At 60.4% G+C, this 22,666-nt stretch carries 28 protein-coding genes and 1 pseudogene; 18 read left to right on the plus strand and 11 right to left on the minus strand.

The window, feature by feature from the left end; genetic code table 11:
• Window positions 1-8 precede the first annotated feature (8 nt).
• The 14 genes and pseudogenes from CWE01_RS01065 to recX all read left to right on the plus strand — a co-directional run bounded on the left by CWE01_RS01065 (window position 9) and on the right by recX (window position 9,802).
• On the plus strand, window positions 9-518 hold the full coding sequence (locus tag CWE01_RS01065) for a phage baseplate assembly protein V (RefSeq protein WP_100938670.1): 510 nt from the start codon (window positions 9-11) through the stop codon (window positions 516-518).
• On the plus strand, window positions 518-916 hold the full coding sequence (locus tag CWE01_RS01070) for a phage GP46 family protein (protein WP_100938671.1): 399 nt from the start codon (window positions 518-520) through the stop codon (window positions 914-916). The genes CWE01_RS01065 and CWE01_RS01070 overlap by 1 nt, the downstream gene beginning before the upstream one ends.
• Complete coding sequence (locus CWE01_RS01075; RefSeq protein WP_100938672.1) at window positions 906-1,946, plus strand: baseplate J/gp47 family protein; 1,041 nt, start codon at window positions 906-908, stop codon at window positions 1,944-1,946. Before CWE01_RS01070 ends, CWE01_RS01075 begins: the two co-directional genes overlap by 11 nt.
• A complete protein-coding gene (locus CWE01_RS01080) occupies window positions 1,934-2,533 on the plus strand; it encodes a YmfQ family protein (RefSeq protein WP_100938673.1) in 600 nt (199 codons plus the stop codon). Before CWE01_RS01075 ends, CWE01_RS01080 begins: the two co-directional genes overlap by 13 nt.
• 11 nt (window positions 2,534-2,544) lie before the next feature.
• Window positions 2,545-2,742 (plus strand): annotated as a pseudogene (locus tag CWE01_RS01085) (phage tail protein); the annotation flags it as partial.
• Window positions 2,743-3,817: 1,075 nt separating this feature from the next.
• Window positions 3,818-4,267: a phage tail assembly chaperone gene (locus CWE01_RS01090; RefSeq protein WP_100938674.1), complete on the plus strand. Its 450-nt coding sequence runs from the start codon at window positions 3,818-3,820 to the stop codon at window positions 4,265-4,267.
• A 78-nt stretch (window positions 4,268-4,345) separates the two neighbouring features.
• On the plus strand, window positions 4,346-5,647 hold the full coding sequence (locus tag CWE01_RS33730; protein WP_256346818.1) for a hypothetical protein: 1,302 nt from the start codon (window positions 4,346-4,348) through the stop codon (window positions 5,645-5,647).
• Window positions 5,648-5,657: 10 nt separating this feature from the next.
• On the plus strand, window positions 5,658-6,023 hold the full coding sequence (locus CWE01_RS01100; RefSeq protein ID WP_100938675.1) for a tail fiber assembly protein: 366 nt from the start codon (window positions 5,658-5,660) through the stop codon (window positions 6,021-6,023).
• Window positions 6,020-6,355, plus strand: a complete 336-nt coding sequence (locus CWE01_RS01105) for a hypothetical protein (RefSeq protein ID WP_157815174.1) — start codon at window positions 6,020-6,022, stop codon at window positions 6,353-6,355. The genes CWE01_RS01100 and CWE01_RS01105 overlap by 4 nt, the downstream gene beginning before the upstream one ends.
• A 46-nt stretch (window positions 6,356-6,401) precedes the next feature.
• Entirely contained in the window at window positions 6,402-6,965 is a 564-nt protein-coding gene (locus CWE01_RS01110) for a glycoside hydrolase family 19 protein (protein WP_100938677.1), read from the plus strand.
• Window positions 6,947-7,483, plus strand: a complete 537-nt coding sequence (locus tag CWE01_RS01115) for a lysis system i-spanin subunit Rz (protein ID WP_100938678.1) — start codon at window positions 6,947-6,949, stop codon at window positions 7,481-7,483. Before CWE01_RS01110 ends, CWE01_RS01115 begins: the two co-directional genes overlap by 19 nt.
• 194 nt (window positions 7,484-7,677) lie before the next feature.
• Window positions 7,678-8,178, plus strand: coding sequence for a CinA family protein (locus CWE01_RS01120; RefSeq protein ID WP_100938679.1), 501 nt, complete (start codon window positions 7,678-7,680; stop codon window positions 8,176-8,178).
• 83 nt (window positions 8,179-8,261) lie between these two features.
• Window positions 8,262-9,326, plus strand: coding sequence for a recombinase RecA (gene recA / locus CWE01_RS01125; protein WP_100938680.1), 1,065 nt, complete (start codon window positions 8,262-8,264; stop codon window positions 9,324-9,326).
• Window positions 9,327-9,334: 8 nt separating this feature from the next.
• Window positions 9,335-9,802 (plus strand): recombination regulator RecX, encoded by a 468-nt coding sequence (recX, locus tag CWE01_RS01130; RefSeq protein WP_100938681.1) that lies wholly within the window; start codon window positions 9,335-9,337, stop codon window positions 9,800-9,802.
• A 14-nt stretch (window positions 9,803-9,816) separates the two neighbouring features.
• Here recX and CWE01_RS01135 read toward each other — a convergent pair whose 3' ends face one another.
• Both CWE01_RS01135 and CWE01_RS01140 read right to left on the minus strand, forming a co-directional pair.
• Window positions 9,817-10,932 (minus strand): LOG family protein, encoded by a 1,116-nt coding sequence (locus tag CWE01_RS01135; RefSeq protein ID WP_100938682.1) that lies wholly within the window; start codon window positions 10,930-10,932, stop codon window positions 9,817-9,819.
• A 241-nt stretch (window positions 10,933-11,173) separates the two neighbouring features.
• Window positions 11,174-11,602, minus strand: a complete 429-nt coding sequence (locus CWE01_RS01140) for a PA3611 family quorum-sensing-regulated virulence factor (RefSeq protein WP_100938683.1) — start codon at window positions 11,600-11,602, stop codon at window positions 11,174-11,176.
• A gap of 228 nt (window positions 11,603-11,830) precedes the next feature.
• Between CWE01_RS01140 and CWE01_RS01145 the strand changes: the two genes are divergently transcribed.
• Both CWE01_RS01145 and erdR read left to right on the plus strand, forming a co-directional pair.
• Window positions 11,831-12,541: a tRNA-uridine aminocarboxypropyltransferase gene (locus CWE01_RS01145; protein ID WP_100938684.1), complete on the plus strand. Its 711-nt coding sequence runs from the start codon at window positions 11,831-11,833 to the stop codon at window positions 12,539-12,541.
• Window positions 12,542-12,595: 54 nt separating this feature from the next.
• A complete protein-coding gene (gene erdR, locus CWE01_RS01150) occupies window positions 12,596-13,246 on the plus strand; it encodes a response regulator transcription factor ErdR (protein ID WP_100938685.1) in 651 nt (216 codons plus the stop codon).
• Window positions 13,247-13,367: 121 nt separating this feature from the next.
• On the opposite strand, the gene CWE01_RS01155 is transcribed toward erdR, so the two are convergent.
• Window positions 13,368-14,294, minus strand: a complete 927-nt coding sequence (locus tag CWE01_RS01155) for a LysR family transcriptional regulator (protein ID WP_100938686.1) — start codon at window positions 14,292-14,294, stop codon at window positions 13,368-13,370.
• A 125-nt stretch (window positions 14,295-14,419) separates the two neighbouring features.
• On the opposite strand from CWE01_RS01155, the gene fpr reads away from it, so the two are divergent.
• The gene (gene fpr / locus CWE01_RS01160) at window positions 14,420-15,199 is read left to right on the plus strand and encodes a ferredoxin-NADP reductase (protein WP_019827846.1); all 780 of its coding nucleotides are present in this window, start codon (window positions 14,420-14,422) and stop codon (window positions 15,197-15,199) included.
• A 181-nt stretch (window positions 15,200-15,380) separates the two neighbouring features.
• Here fpr and tsaA read toward each other — a convergent pair whose 3' ends face one another.
• From tsaA to CWE01_RS01180, 4 genes are all read right to left on the minus strand, one after another.
• A complete protein-coding gene (gene tsaA / locus CWE01_RS01165) occupies window positions 15,381-16,073 on the minus strand; it encodes a tRNA (N6-threonylcarbamoyladenosine(37)-N6)-methyltransferase TrmO (RefSeq protein WP_100938687.1) in 693 nt (230 codons plus the stop codon).
• A 10-nt stretch (window positions 16,074-16,083) separates the two neighbouring features.
• Window positions 16,084-17,697 (minus strand): NAD(P)/FAD-dependent oxidoreductase, encoded by a 1,614-nt coding sequence (locus tag CWE01_RS01170; RefSeq protein ID WP_100938688.1) that lies wholly within the window; start codon window positions 17,695-17,697, stop codon window positions 16,084-16,086.
• Between the two features lie 108 nt (window positions 17,698-17,805).
• Entirely contained in the window at window positions 17,806-18,477 is a 672-nt protein-coding gene (locus CWE01_RS01175) for a COG3650 family protein (RefSeq protein ID WP_100938689.1), read from the minus strand.
• A gap of 68 nt (window positions 18,478-18,545) precedes the next feature.
• The gene (locus CWE01_RS01180) at window positions 18,546-19,145 is read right to left on the minus strand and encodes a short chain dehydrogenase (RefSeq protein ID WP_100938690.1); all 600 of its coding nucleotides are present in this window, start codon (window positions 19,143-19,145) and stop codon (window positions 18,546-18,548) included.
• A 105-nt stretch (window positions 19,146-19,250) separates the two neighbouring features.
• On the opposite strand from CWE01_RS01180, the gene CWE01_RS01185 reads away from it, so the two are divergent.
• Window positions 19,251-20,165 carry a LysR family transcriptional regulator gene (locus CWE01_RS01185; RefSeq protein ID WP_100938691.1) on the plus strand — a complete coding sequence of 305 codons (915 nt, stop codon included), beginning with the start codon at window positions 19,251-19,253 and terminating at the stop codon, window positions 20,163-20,165.
• Here CWE01_RS01185 and CWE01_RS01190 read toward each other — a convergent pair.
• Genes CWE01_RS01190 through CWE01_RS01205 form a run of 4 tightly spaced genes read right to left on the minus strand, consistent with a single transcriptional unit; the run spans window position 20,156 to window position 22,651 of the window.
• Window positions 20,156-20,659 carry a DoxX family protein gene (locus tag CWE01_RS01190; RefSeq protein ID WP_100938692.1) on the minus strand — a complete coding sequence of 168 codons (504 nt, stop codon included), beginning with the start codon at window positions 20,657-20,659 and terminating at the stop codon, window positions 20,156-20,158. The genes CWE01_RS01185 and CWE01_RS01190 overlap by 10 nt on opposite strands.
• On the minus strand, window positions 20,656-21,432 hold the full coding sequence (locus tag CWE01_RS01195; protein ID WP_100938693.1) for a DNA-binding domain-containing protein: 777 nt from the start codon (window positions 21,430-21,432) through the stop codon (window positions 20,656-20,658). The genes CWE01_RS01190 and CWE01_RS01195 overlap by 4 nt, the downstream gene beginning before the upstream one ends.
• A complete protein-coding gene (locus CWE01_RS01200) occupies window positions 21,429-22,319 on the minus strand; it encodes a DUF692 domain-containing protein (protein WP_100938694.1) in 891 nt (296 codons plus the stop codon). The genes CWE01_RS01195 and CWE01_RS01200 overlap by 4 nt, the downstream gene beginning before the upstream one ends.
• A gap of 26 nt (window positions 22,320-22,345) precedes the next feature.
• Window positions 22,346-22,651, minus strand: coding sequence for a DUF2282 domain-containing protein (locus CWE01_RS01205; RefSeq protein WP_100938695.1), 306 nt, complete (start codon window positions 22,649-22,651; stop codon window positions 22,346-22,348).
• Between the last annotated feature and the right edge of the window lie 15 nt (window positions 22,652-22,666).

Below are 22,666 nucleotides of genomic sequence, written 5' to 3' on the forward strand. Positions count from 1 at the left end.
GAATTCCCATGAGCCTACTGACACGCCTGCTGGCGCGCGGCACTGTCGTGCTCGCCAACTCGGCCAACAAACTGCAATCGCTGCAAATGCGCCTGACCGCCGGTGAAGTGAACGACGACATGGAGCACTTCGAGCCCTACGGCTTCACCAGCAACCCGCTGGCCGGCGCCGAGGGCATCGCCACCTTTCTCGGCGGCGACCGTTCCCACGCTATCGTCCTGGTGGTCGCCGACCGCCGTTACCGCCTGCAGAACCTCGCCCCCGGCGAAATCGCCCTCTACACCGACGAGGGCGACAAGATCCATTTCAAGCGTGGCCGGATCATCGATATCGAAACCGGCACCCTGAACATTCGCGCCGGTACCGCGGTGAACATCGACACCCCGAGCCTGACCCAGACCGGCAAGATCGTCTCCCAGGGCGATCAGGTCGCCGGTGGTATCAGCCAGATGAAGCATGTGCACGGCGGCATCCAGCCGGGTAACGGCCAGACCGGCGCGCCGACGGGAGGTGCCTGATGTTCGTGTCCAACGACCTGAAGACGGCGCTGACCCGTTCGGTGCTGATCAGCCTGTTTACCTGGCGTCGCGCCAATACCGATGACCCGATCGATGACGACGAGCGTTTCGGTTGGTGGGGCGACAGTTTTCCCTCGGTGACCGACGACCGTATCGGTTCGCGGCTGTGGCTGTTGCGGCGGGTCAAGCTCACCGCGCAGACCCAGCTCGACGCCGAGTTCTATGCCCGGGAAGCCTTGCAATGGCTGCTCGACGACGGCCATTGCAGCGCCATCGACATTCAAACCGAACGGCTCGACGCCCAGCGACTGAACCTGCGTACGGTTCTGACCCTGGCCAGCGGCGAGCGCCTGGATATCAACCCGAACCATAGTTGGCAGGTGACTTATGCCGTTTGAAACCCCTTCGCTGCCGGTGTTGATCAACCGCACCCAAGGCGACCTGGCCGGCGATTCGCTGCGCCAGTCCGATGCACAGGTCCTGGCCCGCACCTTGAGTGGTGCGGCCTTCGGCCTCTACGGCTACCTCGACTGGATCGCCGATCAGATCCTCCCCGACACCGCCGATGACACCACCCTGGAACGTATTGCCGCACTGCGTTTGCATCAGCCCCGCAAGGCGGCGCAAGCGGCCAGCGGCAGTGTCAGCTATACCGCTGCGGCGGGGGCGGTGCTTGATGCCGGGACCTTGCTGCAGACCAGTGATGGGCGCAGTTACACCGTGACGGTGGGTGGCACCACCAGCGGGGGGACCAATATTGCACCGATCCAGGCGCTGGACGCCGGCAGCCTGGGTAATGGTGATGCCGGTTTGACTTTGTTTCCGGTGCAGCCGGTGCAAGGGATCGGTAATACCTTCACGGTGCTGGATCCGGGCTTGAGCGGTGGTGTCGCGGCGGAAAGTATCGAATCGTTGCGGGCTCGGGTGATTAGCTCCTACCGCATTATTCCCAATGGCGGTTCGGCGGCGGACTACGAAACCTGGGCACTGGAATGTCCGGGGATTACCCGGGCCTGGTGTCGCGGTAGCTACCTGGGGCCGGGCACCGTCGGTTTGTTCGTGATGCGCGACGACGATCCGGTGCCGCTGCCGGATGATGGTCAACTGGCGTTGGTCCAGGCCTATATCGACCCCTTGCGTCCGGTGACCGCCGAGTTGCATGTGCTGGCGCCGGTGTTGGTACCGGTGACCTACACCTTGCGCCTGATCCCGGATACCACCGCCATCCGTGCTGCCGTCGAGGCCGAGTTGCAGGACCTGCATGATCGTGAGGCTGGCCTGGGTGAAACACTGTTGCTGACCCATATCGCCGAGTCCATCAGCAGTGCCAGCGGCGAGCAGGATCACCTGCTGGTTTCGCCGTCCGCCGATGTGCCAGCCGCCACCAACCAGTTGCTGACCTTCGGAGGTTGCGTATGGCTGGAGTAAGAACGGCCGAGCAATACCAGGAGCAGTTGCGCAGCTTGCTGCCAGCGGGGCCGGCCTGGGACCCGGAGCAAGTGCCGGAGATCCAGCAGGTACTGCTGGGTATCGCCCAGGAACTGGCGCGGGTTGATGCCCGGGCCGTGGACCTGATCAACGAAGTGGACCCGGTGACGGTCAGTGAACTGGTGCCGGATTGGGAGCGGGTGATGAGCCTGCCCGACCCGTGCCTGGGGCCCACCCCTTTGTTCGACGATCGCCGTGTGGCGGTGCGTCGGCGGCTGTTGGCGGTGGGCGACCAGAGCGTCGGCTACTTCATCGACATCGCTCGTAGCCAGGGTTATCCGAATGCCAGTGTGACTGAACTGCAAGCCCCGCGCATGGGCCGGTCGCGGTTCGGCAAGGCGCGCTTCGGCACCTGGCAGGCGCAGTTCATGTGGACGCTCAACACAGGTGGGCGACTGCTTATGGGGAGGCGTTTTGGTGCTAGTTATTGGGGCGAGCGTTTTGGAGCCAACCCCGGCAGCGCCCTGGAATGCCTGATACATCGTGCCGCACCAGCTCATACGCTCGTGCACATCAATTATGACTAGAGGATAGACGCGTGGATTACCCAAAAAGCGTGCCCAGCGTTGGGCTGGTGAATGGCAAGTTTGTCGATGAGAACCCGTTGAATGGTTCGCCTGGATCGTTGATTCCGGCGGTTTGGGGCAATTCGGTCACGTTGGAGATGCTCAACGTGATTCAGGGCGCCGGCCTAGCTCCGGATGAGTCTGACACCACGCAATTGCTGGCAGCCATCCGCAAGGTTGGACAAGCGAGTACGGGCAATTATGCTTCGGATACGGGAAGTGCCAACACCTACATTGCAGCTTACTCGCCAGCTATTACCCAGCTTGTAGATGGAACCGTCCTGCGTTTCAAGGCCGCTAACGCCAACACCGGTGCCAGCACGTTCAATCCGAACGGTATCGGTGCCAAACCTGTTGTCGGCGGCGCGCACTCTGCGCTTCAGGGGGGCGAGATTGTCGCCAATGGTGAAGCATGGGTTCAGTACAACAGCTCTATTGGTGGCGGTGCCTGGGTCTTGATCGATGGTTCCGGGGGGGCACAACAGGTTGTCCCGGCAACCCAGAGTCAACATGCCCTTCAGTTGGGACAGTTGGCCGGCCCCATCGGCACGACGGCACCGCAATTCGATAACAGCCTCAAGCTGGCGACGACTGCCTTTGTACAGTCAGTTGGTCTTCAGTTCAGTGGATTGACTGTTTTCTCCAGCAGTGCGGTATTGGCCGCTAGCCATGCGGGCCGGCTGATTATCGGGGCCAGTAATTCCCCCATCAACGTCGTGCTGCCCGCAGCTCGCAGCATGCCTTACGGCTCGGTGATCAAGTTCTGGAACTACGGCCCATCGCCAATGAGTCTGGTGCGGGCGGGGTCTGACACGATTGTGACGCCATTTATTCTCAATGGACTGTCCCTTGCCACAGGCGATTCCCTGACGCTGACCTCCAATAGCGATGCGATCTGGTATGCCATAGATGGTTCCGCGCAGGCCGCCTACGCCAATGCATCACTTTCCAGTTTGAATACAACCGGATGGAAGCGCTATCCCGATAGCAGTAGCCCGACGGGCTACCTGCTTGAACAGTGGGGAACAAGCGGCTCCATTGTTGCTGGCGCTTCAGGAAGCGTCACATTCCCTCTTGTTTTTCCCAGCACAATTTTAACGTGCTCGGTGACACCTATAGGCAGTGCCAATAATAGTAATCCTGGAGGTGGAGTCGGGGTGGCAAGAAGTCTGAGCGGACTGACTATTTATAACTGGGCCTCTGCAATTACATTCGCATCCACTTACGTGGTGAAGGGGTACTGATATGTACGCTAAGTTTAATGAGAGTGATGAGCGCTGGATGTTTTCGTTTAATCAGGTTGACCCGTCATGGGTCGAGTATTCCGACACTGATCATGCTGCGTTATTTACAACACTGGATGCGGCGTTGCCGCAGTTTATGGTAATCGGAACCGGGAAGGATGGTCTTCCGGAAGTACAGCCTCCACCGGGACCCTTGGGCTCGGAGTTGGAGGCGTCTGCCAGGAGCTGGCGTAATGGTGTACTGGCGCAGACAGATGGCGCGGTGGCGAGGCATAGAGATCAGATTGAGATCGGTGCTGTGACAACCTTGACGGCTGAGCAATACCGCTTGCTCCAGGTTTATAGGCAAGCGTTGCGCGATTGGCCAGAGTCGGTGGGCAGCAAGTTTCCTACCGAGTCTGATCGCCCGGTTCAACCAGATTTTTTAGCAACATTGCTTGCTGCTGTTTAATGCACTAAATATCTATGTTGGGCGTTAGTTTTTGAAGTTTGATATGTTTCATAATGATTATGCGTTGAGGTGGTAGCAATGGATTATCCAAAAAATGTGCCTGGGGTAGGGTTGGTCAATGGGAAGTTTGTAGATGACAATCCGCTGACCGGTACGCCGGGATCCCTGATTCCTGCTGAGTGGGGTAATGCGGTGACGGACGAGGTTTTGTCGGTGATCCTCTCAGCCAATGCTCTCCCGGATGAAAATAATAGTACTCAGCTGAAAGATGCCATTGTGAGCATCGCCGATCTGCGAGTTTCAAAATCAGTAGTTCCCACCTCTGAAATTGTTTCGGGGGTGGCGAAAATTGCAACCCAGGCTCAGACAAATTTGGGTGTTGATGATACGACAATCGTCACGCCAAAAAAGATAGCTGGTGCAGTCCAGGGCCAGGCATTGGTTGCTTTCACTACTTCTGGCACTGCGCCCCAGTTCACGTTATCCCCCGTGCCCGCGATCACTTCATATGTAGCGAATCAGCGATTTCAGGTGAAATTCCATTCGGGAGGTGCCGGCTCAGACAAGATGAACATCTCGGGCCTTGGCCCGAAGAACATCATGCAATACGATGCCAGTGGGAACAAAGTCGCTGCTGTCATCCAAGGGCAATTGACCGATGCAGTTTATGACGGCACCGACATTGTTTTGCTTGATCAGCTGCCGAACGCATTTGGTGTAACCCCGTCACAATTTGATAATTCAGCAAAACTCGCAACGACTGCATTCGTTCAAGGGGTTGGATTTCAGTTCAGTGGTACGTTTGGACTTAGTGCGAGCACAACGCTTACGGCCTCTACCCATGCTGGCGCTCTTGTTGTTGCTACAAGCACGGCGACGATCAATGTAACTTTGCCGCCCGCTTCAAGTATGCCGGCAAAGTCTCTTATAAAATTCTGGAGCTTCGGCGCGGGTGGTATGACGATTGTTGCTGCTGGGTCTGACAGCATCCTTTTGCCTGCGGTAAACACAACGCTTCCCCTTTCCACTGGCGCTTGGGTTACTCTTGCCTCAAATGGGGCGGCAGGTTGGTATGCCATTGATATGTCTGGGATTGGGGTTGGGCAGACACGACAGGTTTTTGCTGTCGGAACTACGCGAGTTGCTGGAACAGTTTATTACAATACTACTGGGCGTCCTATTTGGCTTTACATAGAAAATGGTGCGTCGAATACACTTAATGGTATAGGCACACTAAAGGTTGGGAGTGTTACTATGAACTTTCCTGCGTGTTGGTATACCAATCCTACATCGGGCGCTGGCGGAATTTCAGCTATGGTTCTACCCGGTGAGTCATACGTGACGAGTGGCGCATCATCTCTTTGGGTCGAAATTCGATAAGGAAATAAATATGCCATATTACAAAGATACCAATAATGGAATTCACTTTCTCGACGATGCCGTTTTCGCGTATATGTTGCCCGACGGCTCCGTTGAGATTACTGATGCAGAAGCGCGTGCAGTTCAAGCCGCTGCAAACGAACCCAGTCCTGAGCAAGTATTAGCCGCAAAAAATTCTGAGCGCGACTCTCTGCTTGCCACTGCCAGTCTGCGCATCGCACCTCTACAAGACGCAGTTGACCTTGGCACGGCGACCGCCGACGACACGGCAAGCCTGAAGCTTTGGAAGGAATATCGGGTTGCTGTAAATCGCGTGAGCACTGAGGCAGGTTTCCCCAAAACTATCGAATGGCCGGCAGCCCCAGGGGGGGCATGATGCTTTGCTATGGACTTATCGACGCTCCAACAAATTTCACGGTTGCTGATGACTGGGCACCAAGTGAGCCGATGGTGGCTGGCTGGATCCTGATGAGTGAGCAGTGGCCAGCCACGCGACCGGATCGTTTCGGCGACTGGATCGCACGCCCGACTGGTCTGTGGGAATGGGTTAAATACCCCGACCCGCCGTTCGCAGTTGTATATCACGAGGGCAAGCTGAAAAACGCCGACACGATGGAAGAGATCGCAATCGAGACCTTACCCGGTAATGTTGCGGCGCGGCTTGATGCCCTCGAAACACCGCCGCCACCATTACTCCCTGAGTCCTGATCGCCACCAGCCGCATCGAGCGGTTTTTTTGTGCTCGGAGAAAGCCATGCCCATCACCCAGCAGCAGTTGCTGCAGATCTTCCCCAGCGCCGGCCTTAACGCTGGCGTTTACGTATCTCCCCTCAACGCCGCCATGGCAGATCACCAGATCAACACCCCAAAACGCATCGCCGCCTTCCTGGCCCAGGTGGGCCATGAATCCGCGCAACTGCGTTACGTGCGGGAGTTGGGCAGTGATCAATATCTGAGCAAATACGATACGGGGCCCCTGGCCATCCGTCTGGGCAACACCCCGGATGCCGACGGCGATGGCCAGCTCTATCGCGGTCGCGGGCTGATCCAGATCACCGGTCGCAGTAACTATCGCCAATGCAGCCTCGGGTTGTTCGGCGACGAACGCCTGTTGCAGCAACCGGAACTGCTGGAACAACCGCAATGGGCCGCCGAGTCGGCGGCCTGGTTCTGGGAGCAACAAGGGTTGAACGCACTGGCCGACGCCGATCAGTTCAACAGCATCACCCGCAAGATCAACGGCGGCCTGAACGGCCTCGAAGATCGACTGCAAATCTGGGCCCGGGCGAGGGCGGTGCTATGCGCCTCCTCGACCTGATCCCGGCGCCCTGGCGCCTGGGCGTTGTCGTCGCACTGCTGGCCTTGTTGGCCGGTGGTGCGGCGGCCTGCGCCTGGCACATTCAAGACTGGCGTTACGGCCAGCAACTGGAGCATCAAGCCCGGTTGCAGGCCGACACGCTCAACCAGATTTCCCTCGCCGCGGCCGCGCAACAGCGCGCCGAGCAGGATAAACGCCAAGCCCTGGAGCAGCGGCTCCAGGTCAGCGACCAAACCCATTCGAAGGAACTGAACGATGTGCAACAGGATCAAGCTCGCCTGCGTGATCGTATTGCCACTGCTGATCTGCGGCTGTCAGTCCTCCTCGACACCAACGATCCTGCCAGTGGCTGTGACGTGCCAGCCACCGCCAGCGCCGGCGGCGTGGTTCATGCAGCCACAAGAGCCCGACTTGACCCGGCGCATGCTCAACGAATTATCGCCATCACCGACGACGGCGACCGCGCCCTGATTGAGCTGAAGGCATGTCAGGCCTATGCCGGGGCGGTCTCCCACTGACATCCGGAAGCAATCTCGTGTCTTGAAAGCGCGGTCCGCTCGTGTAGGGTGTTCATTTTGCACAACCGAACCTCGGGTATACGGAAACCTGTAGGAGCCGGCTTGCTGGCGATGACGGCGGTGAATTCACCCTCGTTATCGCTGGCAAGCCAGCTCCTGCATGGGCTCCGTTGTGCCTCGACCAGGAGAGGAACATGGACGAAATCACCCGGCTTGCCGCTGAACTCGGCAAGCGCTTGCAGACGCTCGAGACTGATGTCACCACTGCCGAGTCCTGTACCGGCGGCGGTATCGCCGAGGCGATCACGCGGATTCCCGGCAGCTCGGCGTGGTTCGAAGCCGGTTATGTCACGTACTCCAATCGGCAGAAAAGCCTCCAGTTGAAAGTACCGGAGTCCTTGTTCGCCCAAGTCGGCGCTGTCAGCCGGGAAGTGGTCGAAGCCATGGTCCGGGGTGCCCAGGCCCACAGCAACGCGCGCTTCGCCGTGGCGGTCAGCGGCGTGGCCGGGCCGGATGGCGGTTCCGCCGAGAAACCGGTGGGTACCGTCTGGCTGGCCTGGGGCTGTGGCGACGACGTGAGCGCCGAGCGCCGGCACTTTCCCGGCGACCGCGATGCAGTCCGTCGACAAACGGTTCTGGCCGCCCTGGAAGGCCTGTTACGACGGGCGGAAGCAGAAATCGCAAATCAGGGGTAGGCGATCCGCCAACGCTGTGGAATAATACTGGCTACTTATACAGGTGTTGGCCGTCAGGCCTTATTGATTACGTGAGGACTTTAATGGACGACAACAAGAAGAAAGCCTTGGCTGCGGCCTTGGGTCAGATCGAACGTCAATTCGGCAAGGGTGCCGTAATGCGGATGGGCGATCATGACCGTCAGGCGATCCCGGCGATCTCCACCGGTTCCCTGGGCCTGGACATCGCGCTGGGCATCGGCGGTCTGCCGAAAGGCCGTATCGTAGAGATCTACGGTCCGGAATCCTCGGGTAAGACCACCCTGACGCTTTCCGTCATCGCCCAGGCGCAAAAAGCCGGTGCGACCTGCGCCTTCGTCGACGCCGAACACGCCCTGGACCCTGAATACGCCGGCAAGCTGGGCGTCAACGTCGACGACCTGCTGGTGTCCCAGCCGGACACCGGCGAACAGGCCCTGGAAATCACCGACATGCTGGTGCGCTCCAACGCGGTAGACGTGATCATCGTCGACTCCGTGGCCGCCCTGGTGCCAAAAGCGGAAATCGAAGGCGAAATGGGTGACATGCACGTCGGTCTGCAAGCCCGTCTGATGTCCCAGGCCCTGCGTAAAATTACCGGTAACATCAAGAACGCCAACTGCCTGGTGATCTTCATCAACCAGATCCGCATGAAGATCGGCGTGATGTTCGGCAGCCCGGAAACCACCACCGGTGGTAACGCGCTGAAGTTCTACGCCTCGGTGCGCCTGGACATCCGCCGTACCGGCGCGGTGAAGGAAGGCGACGAAGTGGTCGGCAGCGAAACCCGCGTCAAGGTCGTGAAGAACAAGGTGGCTTCGCCGTTCCGTCAGGCCGAGTTCCAGATCCTTTACGGCAAGGGCATCTACCTCAACGGTGAGATGATCGACCTGGGCGTGTTGCACGGCTTTGTCGAGAAATCCGGTGCCTGGTACAGCTACAACGGCAGCAAGATCGGTCAGGGCAAGGCCAACTCGGCCAAGTTCCTGGCGGACAACCCGGAAATCGCCGCGACCCTCGAGAAGCAACTGCGTGACAAGCTGCTGACTCCAGGCGTAGACACCAAGGCCAACTCTGGTGCGGCTGCTGTCGTCGCAACCGAAGACGACCTGGCTGACGCTGACCTCTGAGTAAAGCAATGACCGCCGTACTGGATACCCCGGTCGCCGTACGGCGCACTGCCATGGACCTGCTCGCGCGACGCGAGCACGGTCGAGTCGAACTGACGCGTAAACTGCGTCAGCGCGGCGCCTCTCCTGAAATGATCGACACAGAACTCGACCGCCTGACGGAAGAGGGGCTGCTGTCCGAATCCCGTTACCTTGAAAGCTTCGTTTCCTACCGTGCCCGTTCCGGCTACGGCCCTTTGCGCATTCGCGAAGAGCTGAGCCAGCGCGGCCTGCAACGTGCCGACATCGAACTGGCCCTGCGTGAAAGCGGTTTCAACTGGCAAGCCCAGTTGGAAGACACCTGGCGCCGAAAATTCGCCGGGCATTTACCCATTGATGCCCGTGAGCGTGCCCAACAGGGACGCTTCCTGAGTTATCGGGGTTATTCCATGGAAATGATCGGCCGCCTGTTCAGCGGCCGTGGGCTGGATGACTGAGGCAAGGGTGATAATCACGTCGCCTTGATCGGCTCGCGTGTGCGCTCCTGCGCTGGTGCCTTGGCCTTGCTCCAGTTTTCTGTCCGGTTGATAAAGTCCACCAGCATCCGCAGGCGTCCTTGATCCCGTGCCGTAAAGGCAAACGACAAGCAGGTCAAATGACTGAACTGCGGCTCATCGTGCTCCTGGTCGACATGGGCACTTTGCTGAAAGTGGCCACTGAGACACAGGTCGGCAAATTCCCCCTGCACTTGCTCTAGCGCCCGCTCGCTGAGGGGATGGTTCATGCGGATCACAAACTGCTTCTTCAGCCAGCGGCTGGAGTGGAAGTTGCTGTAGAACTGCTTGATCTCTTCCACGGCCTCATCGGCACTGTAGACCAGGCGCATCAGCTTCAGGTCGTGGGGCAGGATGTAGTGATTGGCTTCCAGTTGATTGCTGATGAAATCCAGCGCGCTCTGCCAGAAGCTGCCCCCAGGGGCATCCAGCAGAATCACCGGAACCAGCGGGCTTTTGCCGGTCTGGATCAGGGTCAGCACTTCCAGTGCTTCATCGAGGGTGCCAAAACCGCCTGGGCAGAGCACCAACGCATCGGCTTCCTTGACGAAGAACAGCTTGCGGGTGAAGAAGAAGTGGAAGGACAGCAGGTTCTGCGTGCCATCCACGGTTGAGTTCGCATGCTGTTCGAAGGGCAGGGTGATGTTGAACCCGAGGCTGTGTTCCAGCCCGGCCCCTTCGTGGGCCGCAGCCATGATGCCGCCACCGCCACCGGTGATCACCATCAGATTGGAGCGTGCCAGCGCTGTTCCCAGTGCACGGGCCTGTGCATAAAGCGGGTGTTCGGTGGGCGTTCGCGCCGAGCCGAACACGGTGACCTTGCGCCGGCCCTTGAACTGGTCCAGCACGCGAAAGGCGTTTTCCAGTTCACGCAGGGTTTGCAGGACGATCTTGGCATTCCAGCGGTTGCGGTCATCCTGGGCCATGCGCAGGACGGTCAGCATCATGTCTCGGTAAAGCGCAAGATTCGGACTATCGGGAGCAACCTGGTTGAGTTGTTCTTCGACCCGGGTCAGGTCGATACCGTTGCTCTGGAAATGACGGGATAGCAAGTCATTCGGTTCGTAAGGCATTCAACGTCTCCTTCTGCACGGAACCCTTGGCTTGGCCGAAAGAAAAGTTCGCCAAGGCCGCGTCACTGCATGTGTCGCATGTGTGCCATGTCGATTTGATGATGAGCCTGTAAAGTCATGTCTGGCAACCGCTTATTGCCTCTTTGCAAAGGACTTTAGCAGCTCGTCAGTGGCGCTGCGCGCAGGCGCGGGGGCGAAACGGCGCGCCGAGGATGAACGGCGGCGCGCGAGGCGGCAGGGGTTATTTTTTCTTCTTCGCCGGGGTTTCTGTCGGGCAGTCGCTTTCCACGAAACGGGCGGAGGTCACAGGACGGTTGGTCTTGTTCTCGGTGAACTCGTAGCGCATGACCGCGCCCTTGGCCATCAACTTGCGGTAGTTGGCGTTACGGCAGACGCTGGCGCCCAGTTGCAGATAAACCGCCTTGGCGTTATCGCGCATATTTTGCGCGTAATCGGCCTGGACGCTCAGGTGATCGATCAGCTCGTTGCCTTCAACGGTGTAGCCGACATCGAGGATGTTCTCGTCGAGTTCACGGGGCAGGCCTTCGTTACTCTGCTCGGCCACGTCCTTGAGCATCTTGTTCACTTCGAAATCCTTCAGCGACGCCGCCTGGGCACTGAAGGGCAGGGCCAGTAAAAGGGCCAGGGACGGTACGATAAGGCGTAGCATGCAACTCTCCTGATTCGGTAACTGGTGCTTCGACCCGTTACCGGGGCGTGCGTTCAGTGGCCGCGAAGTATAGAGGGCGGTTGTAGGCCCTACTAGGGTGAGACTGACGGAAATGTCGACGGATGAGCGCTCAAAGGCTGCCTGTCTCTCTGGTAGACTCCGCGCACTTTTGCCCTTGCGAGTCGTATTGTTCGTGTTCAGCCCTTTCTTCTGCCAGCGTTTCTTGCGATGAGCCACGCCGTATCCCGTTTGCGTGCCGAGCGCCTGGCCCGTGCAAAAACACCTTTCCTCGCTCGCGGATCGAGAGCCGAGCGTTGCCCGGGCTGCCGTGTGATTCCACAGTATTGCCTCTGCGCCTGGCGCCCCAGGGTAGCCTCGAACTCGGCCATGTGCCTGCTGATGCATGACGTCGAACCGATGAAACCGAGCAATACCGGCTGGCTGATCGCTGATGTGATCGCCGACACCAGCGCCTTCAGCTGGTCGCGGACCGAAGTCGATCCGCAACTGCTGGCCCTGTTGGACGACCCGCAGTGGCAGCCGTTTATCGTGTTTCCCGGGGAGTTCGTGGCACCGGAGCGGGTAGTGACGCAGGTACAGCCGACACCCGGCAAGCGCCCGTTGTTCATCCTGCTGGATGCGACTTGGACCGAGGCGCGCAAGATGTTTCGCAAGAGCCCTTATCTGGAGCGTTTCCCGGTGTTGAGCCTGGAATCCGAACAGCTGTCGCGCTACAAGCTGCGCCGTTCCAAACGCGATGATCATTTCTGTACTGCGGAAGTCGCGGCCTTGTGCCTGGAACTGGCCGGCGACACCCGTGCGGCCCAGGGGCTGGATGCGTTACTGGACGTGTTTACCGCGCACTACCTGGGCGCCAAGTTTCAGCTGCCGATCAACACCGAAGACGAAGCCCACGAGCATCTGAAGACTTTCCTGTAATCTAGTGGATGCACAGCGTCGAGCCAGACGCATAAAAACAGGATCATTGGAAAAATGACCACGTACGACATCCTGATTGCCGACGACCATCCTCTTTTTCGCAGTGCCTTGCATCAGGCACTGACCCTGGGCCTGGGGCCCGATGTACGACTGGTGGAAGTGGCCAGCATTGCCGAGCTGGAAACCCGCCTCACCGAGAAAGCCGACTGGGATCTGGTCCTGCTGGACCTGAATATGCCGGGTGCCTACGGTTTCTCCGGCCTGGTGCTGCTGCGCGGGCAATACCCGCAGATTCCGGTGGTGATGGTTTCGGCCCAGGAAGAAGCCTCGGTGGTGGTACGCTCCCGAGAGTTCGGCGCCAGCGGCTTTATCCCCAAGTCCAGTTCCCTGGAAGTGATCCAGCAAGCGGTGCGCAGTGTCCTCGATGGCGATGTCTGGTGGCCGCCCCAGGCGTTCGAAGCGGTCAGCGTGTCCGCCGAAGCCAAGGCCGCCAGTGCCGGTCTCGCCAGTTTGACGCCCCAGCAGTTCCGGGTGTTGACCATGGTCTGCGAAGGTTTGTTGAATAAACAGATTGCCTACGAATTGAGCGTTTCGGAGGCGACCATCAAGGCCCACGTCACGGCGATTTTCCGCAAGCTCGGGGTGCGCACCCGGACCCAGGCCGCGCTGCTGCTGCAACAGCTTGAGTCAATTTCGAGCCAGTGATCGCGGACTCTTTCGTCTTTGTTTGACATCGGTTGAATTGGTTTCCCTGCTCCATTTCGCTCAACTGCTTACCTATGCCGTCGCCCTTCAAAGGTCAAACCGGTTTTAAACGCCGGTGACGTCAGGCAATGGTCGGCAGGACGATTTCGTCGCTGCGCTGCACCCCGGCGGTGAAGGAACGGCACAGTTCGAGGAATTCACGCATGGCGGAAGTCTGGTATTTCTGTTTGTGCCAGATGAAATAGAACTGTCGCGACAGGTCCAGGTCCGGGGTTTCCACCGCCACCAGGCTGCCACGGCGGAACGCATCGCGCAGGGCCAGGCGCGAAATGCAGCCAATCCCCAGCCCCGACTCCACTGCACGCTTGATCGCTTCGGTGTGCTCCAGTTCCAGGCGGATATTCAGGGCGCTGCGATGATGACGCATGGCCTGGTCGAAGGTCAGGCGCGTGCCGGAGCCCTGTTCGCGCAGGATCCAGGCCTCGCGGGTCAGCTCTTCCATGCTGGCCTGGCCGCGCTGGGCCAGCGGGTGCTGGGGCGCGCAGAACACCACCAGTTCGTCTTCCACCCAGGTCTGCACTTCGATGTCCGGATGGCTGCAGTCGCCTTCGATCAGACCCAGGTCAATTTCGTAGTGCGCGACCTGTTGCACAATATTGGCGGTGTTCTGTACATGCAGCTTGACCTGGCTTTCCGGGTGGATCTGCATGAAGCTGCCGATCAACAGGGTCGCCAGGTAGTTGCCGATGGTCAGGGTGGCGCCCACCGCCAGCGAGCCGAAACCGGACTTGCCGTTGAGCAGGTCCTCGATTTCCTTGGCCTGGTCCAGCAGCGCCACGGCCTGGGGCAACAGCTGCTTGCCCAGGGCATTGAGGCTCAGGCGCTTGCCGGCGCGGTCGAACAATTGACAGCTCGACTGGCGTTCCAGCTCGGTGATCGAGGTGCTCGCGGCGGATTGCGACAAGGCCAGCAGCCCGGCTGCCCGGGACACGCTTTCCTGCTGGGCGACGGCGACGAAGACCTGAAGTTGACGGAGAGTAAATCGCATATCTATATAACCGATAACCCTTATCTTAATAATCCAGTTAACAGATATTGTCGCCGCCATTAGAATGCTATGCAATCGCGCTTCTTATTGACGGCGCAGGCCAAATTTCCAGGAGCCCCATCCCAATGAGCAACATGAATCACGAGCGTGTCCTCAGTGTTCACCACTGGAACGACACTCTGTTCAGCTTCAAGTGCACCCGCGACCCGGGCCTGCGCTTTGAAAACGGTCAGTTCGTGATGATCGGCCTGCAGCAACCAAATGGCCGACCGTTGATGCGTGCTTATTCCATTGCCAGCCCGAACTGGGAAGAGCATCTCGAATTCTTCAGCATCAAGGTGCCGGACGGTCCGTTGACCTCCCAGTTGCAGCACCTGAAGGAAGGCGACGAGATCATCATCAGCAAGAAGCCTACGGGTACGCTGGTGCTCGACGACCTCAAGCCGGGCAAGCACCTGTACCTGCTCAGCACCGGTACTGGCCTCGCGCCCTTCATGAGCGTGATCCAGGACCCGGAAACCTACGAGCGTTTCGAGAAGGTCATCCTGTGCCACGGCGTACGCTACGTCAACGAAGTGGCCTACCGCGAGTTCATCACCGAGCACCTGCCGCAGAACGAGTTCTTCGGTGAAGCCCTGCGTGAAAAGCTGATCTATTACCCCACCGTGACTCGCGAGCCGTTCGAGAACGAAGGCCGCCTGACTGACCTGATGCGCAGCGGCAAGCTGTTCAGCGACATCGGCCTGCCTCCGATCAACCCGCAGGACGACCGCGCCATGCTGTGCGGCAGCCCGAGCATGCTCGACGAAACCAGCGAAGTGCTCAACAGCTTCGGCCTGAAAGTCTCGCCGCGTATGCGTGAGCCGGGCGATTACCTGATCGAGCGTGCGTTCGTCGAAAAATAGGCCCCGGCCTATTTGTAGGAGCCGGCTTGCTGGCGATGCAGACAACGCGGTTTATCAGGTACACCGCGTCATCGTTCATCGCGAGCAAGCTTGCTCCCACAGAAAAAAGCGTCCGCGTTGAAACAAAAAGCCCGCGTTGCCTGGAAAGGCAACGCGGGCTTTTGCGTTTCTGGTGTTTCTATCAGGCCGGAATCACTTCCAGTACGCGTATCACCCCGGTTTCGGGGTAGTGCCAGCGCACATTCAGGTCCCAGAACTGGGCGCCGTATTCCCGTTCGGGCGTTGGCTTCTGATAAGCCGGACGGGGGTCCTGGGCCAGACACTGTTCGATCAGCTCGACCAGCGGCTCATCCAGGCGCTGTGCATGGCCGTGGGCCTGTTGCCGGGCGTTGTCCGTCCAGAGCACGGGAATCAGCGCCGGTGCGGCGCTGGCGATGCCATTGACGGCGCCAGGGATGATGTCGGCGTAGGGCACATACGGCTTGATATCGAGAATCGGCGTGCCATCCAGCAGGTCTATTCCGGAAATCCACAGGCGCTGGGCTTCGACCCGATCCAGCTTGACCACCGATTGACCGATACCGTTCGGCCGGTGGGTCGCCCGAGTGGCGAAGACCCCCATGGACTGGTTGCCGCCCAGGCGCGGCGGGCGCACCTTCAAGCGTGGCTTGTCTTCCAGGGCCTGATGGAACAGGAACAGCAGCCAGACATGGCTGACCTGCTCCAGCCCTTGCACGGCCTCGCCCTGGTCGAACGGCGCGACCAGTTCCAGTACGCCGCGCGCCGCCGGCGCCAGCTGTGGCTGGCGCGGGATGGCGAACTTCTCCTTGAAGCAGGAGCGCACGAAACCGATGGGGGAGACGCTATAGGTCATGGTCCGGCCCTCAGGCGCCGATCCCCAGCATGTCCCGGGCCACGGCTTCGGCGATACGGATACCGTCGACACCGGCCGAGAGGATCCCGCCGGCATAACCCGCGCCTTCACCCGCCGGGAACAGGCCCTTGACGTTCAGGCTCTGCATCGACTCGTTACGGGTCATGCGCAGCGGCGAGGAGGTGCGGGTTTCAATCCCGGTCAGCACCGCGTCATGCAGGGAATAGCCCTTGATCTGCCGTTCGAATGCCGGCAAGGCTTCGCGAATGGCTTCGATGGCGAAGTCCGGCAACGCCAGCGCCAGGTCGCCGAGGGCTACGCCCGGCTTGTAGGACGGTTCCACACTGCCCAGGGCGGTGGAAGGCTTACCGGCGATAAAGTCACCGACCAGTTGCGCCGGGGCTTCGTAGTTGCTGCCACCGAGGACGAAGGCGTGGGACTCCAGGCGCTCCTGCAACTCGATACCGGCCAGCGGGCCGCCCGGATAGTCGACTTCCGGGGTGATGCCGACGACGATCCCGGAGTTGGCATTGCGCTCGTTGCGCGAGTACTGGCTCATGCCGTTGGTGACCACCCGGTTCGGCTCGGAGGTCGCTGCCACCACGGTGCCGCCCGGGCACATGCAGAAGCTGTAGACCGAACGGCCGTTCTTGGCGTGGTGCACCAGCTTGTAGTCGGCCGCGCCGAGTTTCGGGTGCCCGGCGTACTTGCCCAGGCGCGCGCGGTCGATCAGCGATTGCGGGTGTTCGATACGGAAACCCACCGAGAACGGCTTGGCCTCCATGTACACACCACGGCCGTGGAGCATGCGGAAGGTGTCGCGGGCACTATGACCCAGGGCCATGATCACGTGCCGGGAGTGGATCTGTTCGCCGCTGTCGAGCTGCACGCCGGTCAGTTGGCCGTCGTCGATCAGCACATCGGTGACCCGCTGCTGGAAGCGCACTTCACCGCCCAGGGCTTCGATCTGCTGGCGCATGTTCTCGACCACGCCGGTGAGGCGGAAGGTGCCGATATGCGGTTTGCTGACGTAGAGGATTTCCTCCGGCGCACCGGCCTTGACGAACTCGTGCAGGACCTTGCGGCCGTGGTGATTCGGGTCCTTGATCTGGCTGTAGAGCTTGCCGTCGGAGAAGGTCCCGGCGCCGCCTTCGCCGAATTGCACGTTGGACTCGGGGTTGAGCACGCCTTTGCGCCACAGGCCCCAGGTGTCCTTGGTCCGCTCGCGCACTTCCTTGCCGCGTTCGAGGATGATCGGCTTGAAGCCCATCTGCGCCAGCAACAGTCCGGCGAAGATCCCGCAGGGGCCGAAGCCGACGACCAGGGGGCGCTCCTGCAGATCGGCCGGCGCCTGGCCGACCACCTTGTAGCTGACGTCCGGGGCCGGATTGACGTTGCGGTCCTCGGCGAATTTTTTCAGCAGTGCGTCTTCGCCACGGGCCGACAGGTCGATGGTGTAGATGAAGCAGAGCTCGGAGGATTTCTTGCGGGCGTCGTAGCTGCGCTTGAACAAGGTGAAATCGAGCAGGTCATCGCTGGCGATGCCCAGGCGCTGGACGATGGCCGGGCGCAGGTCTTCGTCGGGATGGTCGATCGGCAGCTTGAGTTCGGTGATTCGTAACATGACAGGGTCCAGTGTGCGGGCCACGCGGGCGCGCCGGCTTTACATCAAACCGGTGATTATAAGCCCCAACGGCCAGATTCCGTGAGGCTAAAACTGCGGCTCGTCGAATCAGTCGTTGCGGGCGCCGCCGAAATAGCCGCAGCCACGCTGGACCTGACCGTTGATCCGCAGTTCGGCGCTCAGGTGACGCACGCTGCCGGTGCTGCTGTCGACGCAGGACTGCGGTGCGACCCACAGCTCGATGTGCTGGGCATTGGCTTCGCTGCTCAGGCTGAAGCGCCCGTCACCCAGTTGTTCTTCCAGGTAGGGCAGGGCCAGGGGCGGCTGGTTTTCGCGTTCGAGTATCATGCCGTTGCCGCCGACCTTCAGGCTCCATTCCGGGCTGTGGCCGCTGGCAATCACGGTCTGGAATTTGAAGTTGGGGTCGTCACAACTGGCGGTGCCGCGTTCCAGGCGGTAGTACTGTTGCAGGTCCAACTGGCCGTCACCACCATTGGCCGCGCTGGAGGAAAACTTGCCGCGCAGATCGGCGAACAGCTTGCCCGAGCGGCCGGAAAGGCTGGCGGCCTGCTGCAGGACGCTGGTGTTGCCGGTGTCGCTGACGACAAAGCGGCGCTGTTCCTGGCAGGGCTGGAACATCAGCTTGCCATCGACGCTGGTGAGTTCGCCTTGCATCCGGCTCAGGCCCGCCGTGGGATGCGAGGTGGCTGGCGCAAGCATCTGGCAGCCGGCGGCGAACAACGGCAGGGCGAAAATCATCAAGGAACGGGCAACACGCATCGTGGGGTCTCCTGGCAAGTGCCGCCACGTTACTCAGGCCAGGAGAGCTGCACAAGCCTCGCAGGCATTCAACCGACGTAGTAGGTCTGGCCGGTTTGCAAGCCTTCCACACTCTTGGCGTAGGCCAAGGCCACATCTGCCGCTGGCACCGGTTTGAATCCACGGAAGTACGGCGCGTAGCTGCCCATGGCTTCGACCAGGACGTTCGGGCTGATGGAGTTCACCCGCAGGCCGCGCGGCAGCTCGATGGCGGCAGCCTTGACGAAACCGTCGATGGCCCCGTTGACCAGGCCGGCGGAGGAGCCGGTGCGAATCGGATCGCGGTTCAGAATGCCACTGGTCAGGGTGAACGAAGCACCGTCGTTGGCGTACTCGCGACCGATCAGCAGCAGATTGACCTGGCCCATCAACTTGTCCTGCAGGCCAAGGGCAAAGTCCTTCTCGGTCATCTCGGCCAACGGTACGAAGTTCACGTTACCGGCGGCGCAGATCAACGCATCGAATTTGCCGGTTTGCTCGAACAGCTTGCGAATCGACGCGCTGTCGCTGATGTCCACGTGCAGGTCACCGCTCTTGCGGCCGATCTTGATAATCTCGTGACGCTGGCCCAGTTCCTCTGCCACGGCCGAGCCGATGGTGCCGTGGGCGCCAATCAATAGGATTTTCATGGTGCGCTTCCTCCAGTGGGTGATTGAGCTTTCAGTCTAGAGTGGATTTTTCCATTGATAAGCGCACTAATAGGCAACCTTTGGTTTTCTTTTGGAAACAATCCAGTGAGCGAGATGGATGATCTGGCGGCCTTTGCCGTGCTGGTCGAGGCGGGCAGCTTTACCCTGGCCGCCCAGCAATTGGGCTGCAGCAAGGGGCAGTTGTCCAAGCGCATCAGCCAGTTGGAGGCGCAGTTCTCGGTGGTGCTGTTGCACCGTACGACACGGCGCCTGAGCCTCACCGCTGCTGGTGCGGCCTTGTTGCCCCAGGCCCAGGCGCTGGTGGTGCAGGTGGAGCGCGCGCATCAGGCCCTGGCCCGGCTCAAGGACGATATCGCCGGGCCCGTGCGCATCACGGTGCCGGTGTCCCTGGGGGAAACCTTCTTTGATGGCCTGTTGCTGGAGTTTTCCCGGGATTATCCCGATGTCCAGATCGAGCTGGACCTGAACAACGGTTTCCGTGATCTGGCCCGCGAGGGCTTTGACCTGGCGATTCGTACCGAGGTCGGCAACGACGAACGCCTGGTGGCTCGGCCCTTGTTGGTGATGAACGAACTGACCTGCGCCAGCCCGGCTTACCTGGAGCGTTACGGTGAACCGCAGACACCCCAGGAGCTGGTCAACCACCGTTGTCTGCTCAACAGTCATTACAGCGGTCGTGAAGAGTGGCAATACCACCGCGAGCATGAGTTGTTGCGGGTGCGGGTGGCAGGCCCGTTTGCCAGCAATCACTACAACCTGTTGAAGAAAGCGGCGCTGGTGGGCGCCGGTATCGCCCGCCTGCCGTCCTACGTCCTGCCCGCGGAACTGGCCGACGGGCGTCTACGTTGGTTGCTGCGGGACTACCGCACCCGCGATATGCCGCTGTACCTGGTGCACCCTTACCAAGGCGGCCTGCCGCGTCGTACGCAGGTGTTGGCCGACTATCTGATCGGCTGGTTCAAGCGCAGCGGCGAGGCGTTGGAGCGGCTTCAGCGATAACGTTTGGCGATCAGGTGATCGATGGAGAACACGCCTGGCCCCTTGGCCATCAGCAGCAACAGGATCGCCATCCAGGTGCCGTGGGTCGGGTAGGCATCCGGGTAGACGAACAGTTGGATGGTCAGGGTCATGCCAAACAGTCCCAGGGCCGAGAAACGTGTGGCGAACCCCAGCAGGATCAGCACCGGGAAAAAGTGTTCGCCGAAGGCCGACAGATGGGCAGCGACTTCCGGCGACAGCAGCGGCACCTTGTACTCGCTGGCGAACAGCGGGATGGTGGAATCGGCCAGGCGCGGCAGGCCGATATCGAACGTGCCGGAGACAAGGTCGACGGCAAAGCCCTCGACCTTGGTCTGCCCCGATTTCCAGAACACGGCGGCGATGGAGAAACGTGCGACAAAGGCAATCAGGCTGTAAGGGATCATCTCGAAGAGCTGGATGATCCGCCCGACCAGGCGTGCGACAGGGTTCTGTTGTTCTATGCGAATGTTCATGGGCGGGCCTTTTGTTCTGGATGCAGGTGGGTGATGGCGCTGTAGCGAATCAACAGGGCCAGGGCATGGCTCGGATCGAACGCCGCGCTGGCGTCATAAGCGTAGGCAAGGGCCAACTCCAGCGGACAGTCGTTTTGCAGGCTCTGGATAAATACCAGGGTGCCGATATCAATCCTGAACACCTCGACCTGCCAGTGCAGGCGCAGGACCAGCGCGGCTTCAGCCTGCGTCGGGTCGACCTGTTCCAGCTGGCCTTCGCCTTGATGGGCCTCCCATAACGAGACGACCGCATGGGACGAATTCAGCACGGCGACGCTGGGGTGCAGGTGAACCTGCAGGGTGTTGAGGGTCTCGGGGGCGGCGAGGTAAACGCCAATTTGTTCCGGGCTCAGGGGCGTCGCATCGGCAGCGTGATACGCGTTGATCCGCAAGCGTTCGAGTCGGGCCATGTCGGCCAGGTAAGGCACGCTCGCCGCAGGGGAAAAGCCCTGGATGAAACTGCCGAAGTCCTGGCCGTAGTCGTTGAGGATCGGGCTGATGGGGGGGAAGTGCTGGACATAAAGGCTGGCCATGGCACGGAAGAAGTCCTCGCCGACCAGGGCCTTGACCACCGGGTAGCTGTCCGCCAGGGCATTGATCAGCGAACTCTGGACATTGTTGCGATACACCGCGAAACGACTGGCCGGGTCGGCCCCGTTACGGCTGCACAGGCCCGCTGGGCAAGGCCGCTGCAAGTCGAGCAATGCGGCGCTGAAGCTGGCTTGGTCGCTCATGCGCGCACCTCGGCCTGTTTCAGCAGTTCCTCGGCCTGCCCGGCTTCGGCCAGGAGCACGGCGAAGGCGGGGAGCTGATTGTCGCGTTCGATCAGGGTCGCCATCGGCCCGATCTTATCCAGCACCTGTTGATACAGGGCCCAGACCGCCTGGTCGATGGGGGCGCCGTGATCGTCGATCAGCAGGCGGTCACCAAGGTTGTCGGTATCTTCGGCAAAACCGGCCAGATGGATTTCTCCCACGGCGTGCAGCGGCAGGGACTCGATGTAGGCCAGCGGATCACGCTGGTGGTTGATGCTGGAGACATAGACGTTGTTCACGTCCAGCAGCAACCCGCAGCCGGTGCGGTGGATGATTTCGCTGATGAAGTCCGCTTCGTCCAGGGTCGAGCGCTGGAATTGCAGGTAAGTCGCCGGGTTCTCCAGCAACATCGGACGCTTCAAGGTGCTTTGTACCTGGTCGACATGCTCGCAGACCCGCTGCAAGGTGGCGTGGTCATAGGCCAGCGGCAGCAGGTCGTTGAGAAACACCGGGCCGTGGGTCGACCAGGCCAGGTGTTCGGAAAAGGATTGGGGTTGATAACGTTCGATCAGTACCGCGAGCCGCTTGAGGTGTTCTTTGTCCAACGGGCCTTCGGCGCCAATGGACAAACCGACCCCGTGCAGCGACAGCGGGTACTGTTCGCGGATCAAGCCCAGGTAATGATGAAACGGCCCGCCGGCGACCATGTAGTTTTCGGCGTGAACCTCGAAGAAACCGAGGTCCGGACGGGTCTCGAGTACTGTCTGAAAATGTTCGGTCTTGAGCCCCAGCCCGGTACGGGGCGGGAGCTCGGAGCCGACGGCCTGAGCGCGATGAAGGGTAGCGGGTTGCAGTGGCGTTGACATCTTCGGCGCTCAGGCAAGTGGGGGGATCAGGCCGCTGGGCCTTGTTTCAGGCTACCCATACCGGCAGGGGTCTTGGTGGTTTCGCAAGTACCTGCGGGTACGAATTTCCAGGCGTTGGCCTGGTAGTCCTTGGCTGAAGTCCCGGCACAGGTGGTGCCAGCGCCTGCAGCGCAATCGTTTTTGCCTTTCAGGGCTACGCCGAAGCATTTTTCCATTGCCGGTTTTGCATCATCGGCGTGGGCGCTCATCGGCAATGCCGCCATGCTCAGGGCAGAACCGAGGGCCAGGGCGAGGGTGGCGGCGGACAGGGTGCGGGTGGTGGAAGTGCTCATGGTCGATCTCCGATG

Source organism: Pseudomonas sp. QS1027, from assembly GCF_002814235.1.
Classification (GTDB): domain Bacteria; phylum Pseudomonadota; class Gammaproteobacteria; order Pseudomonadales; family Pseudomonadaceae; genus Aquipseudomonas.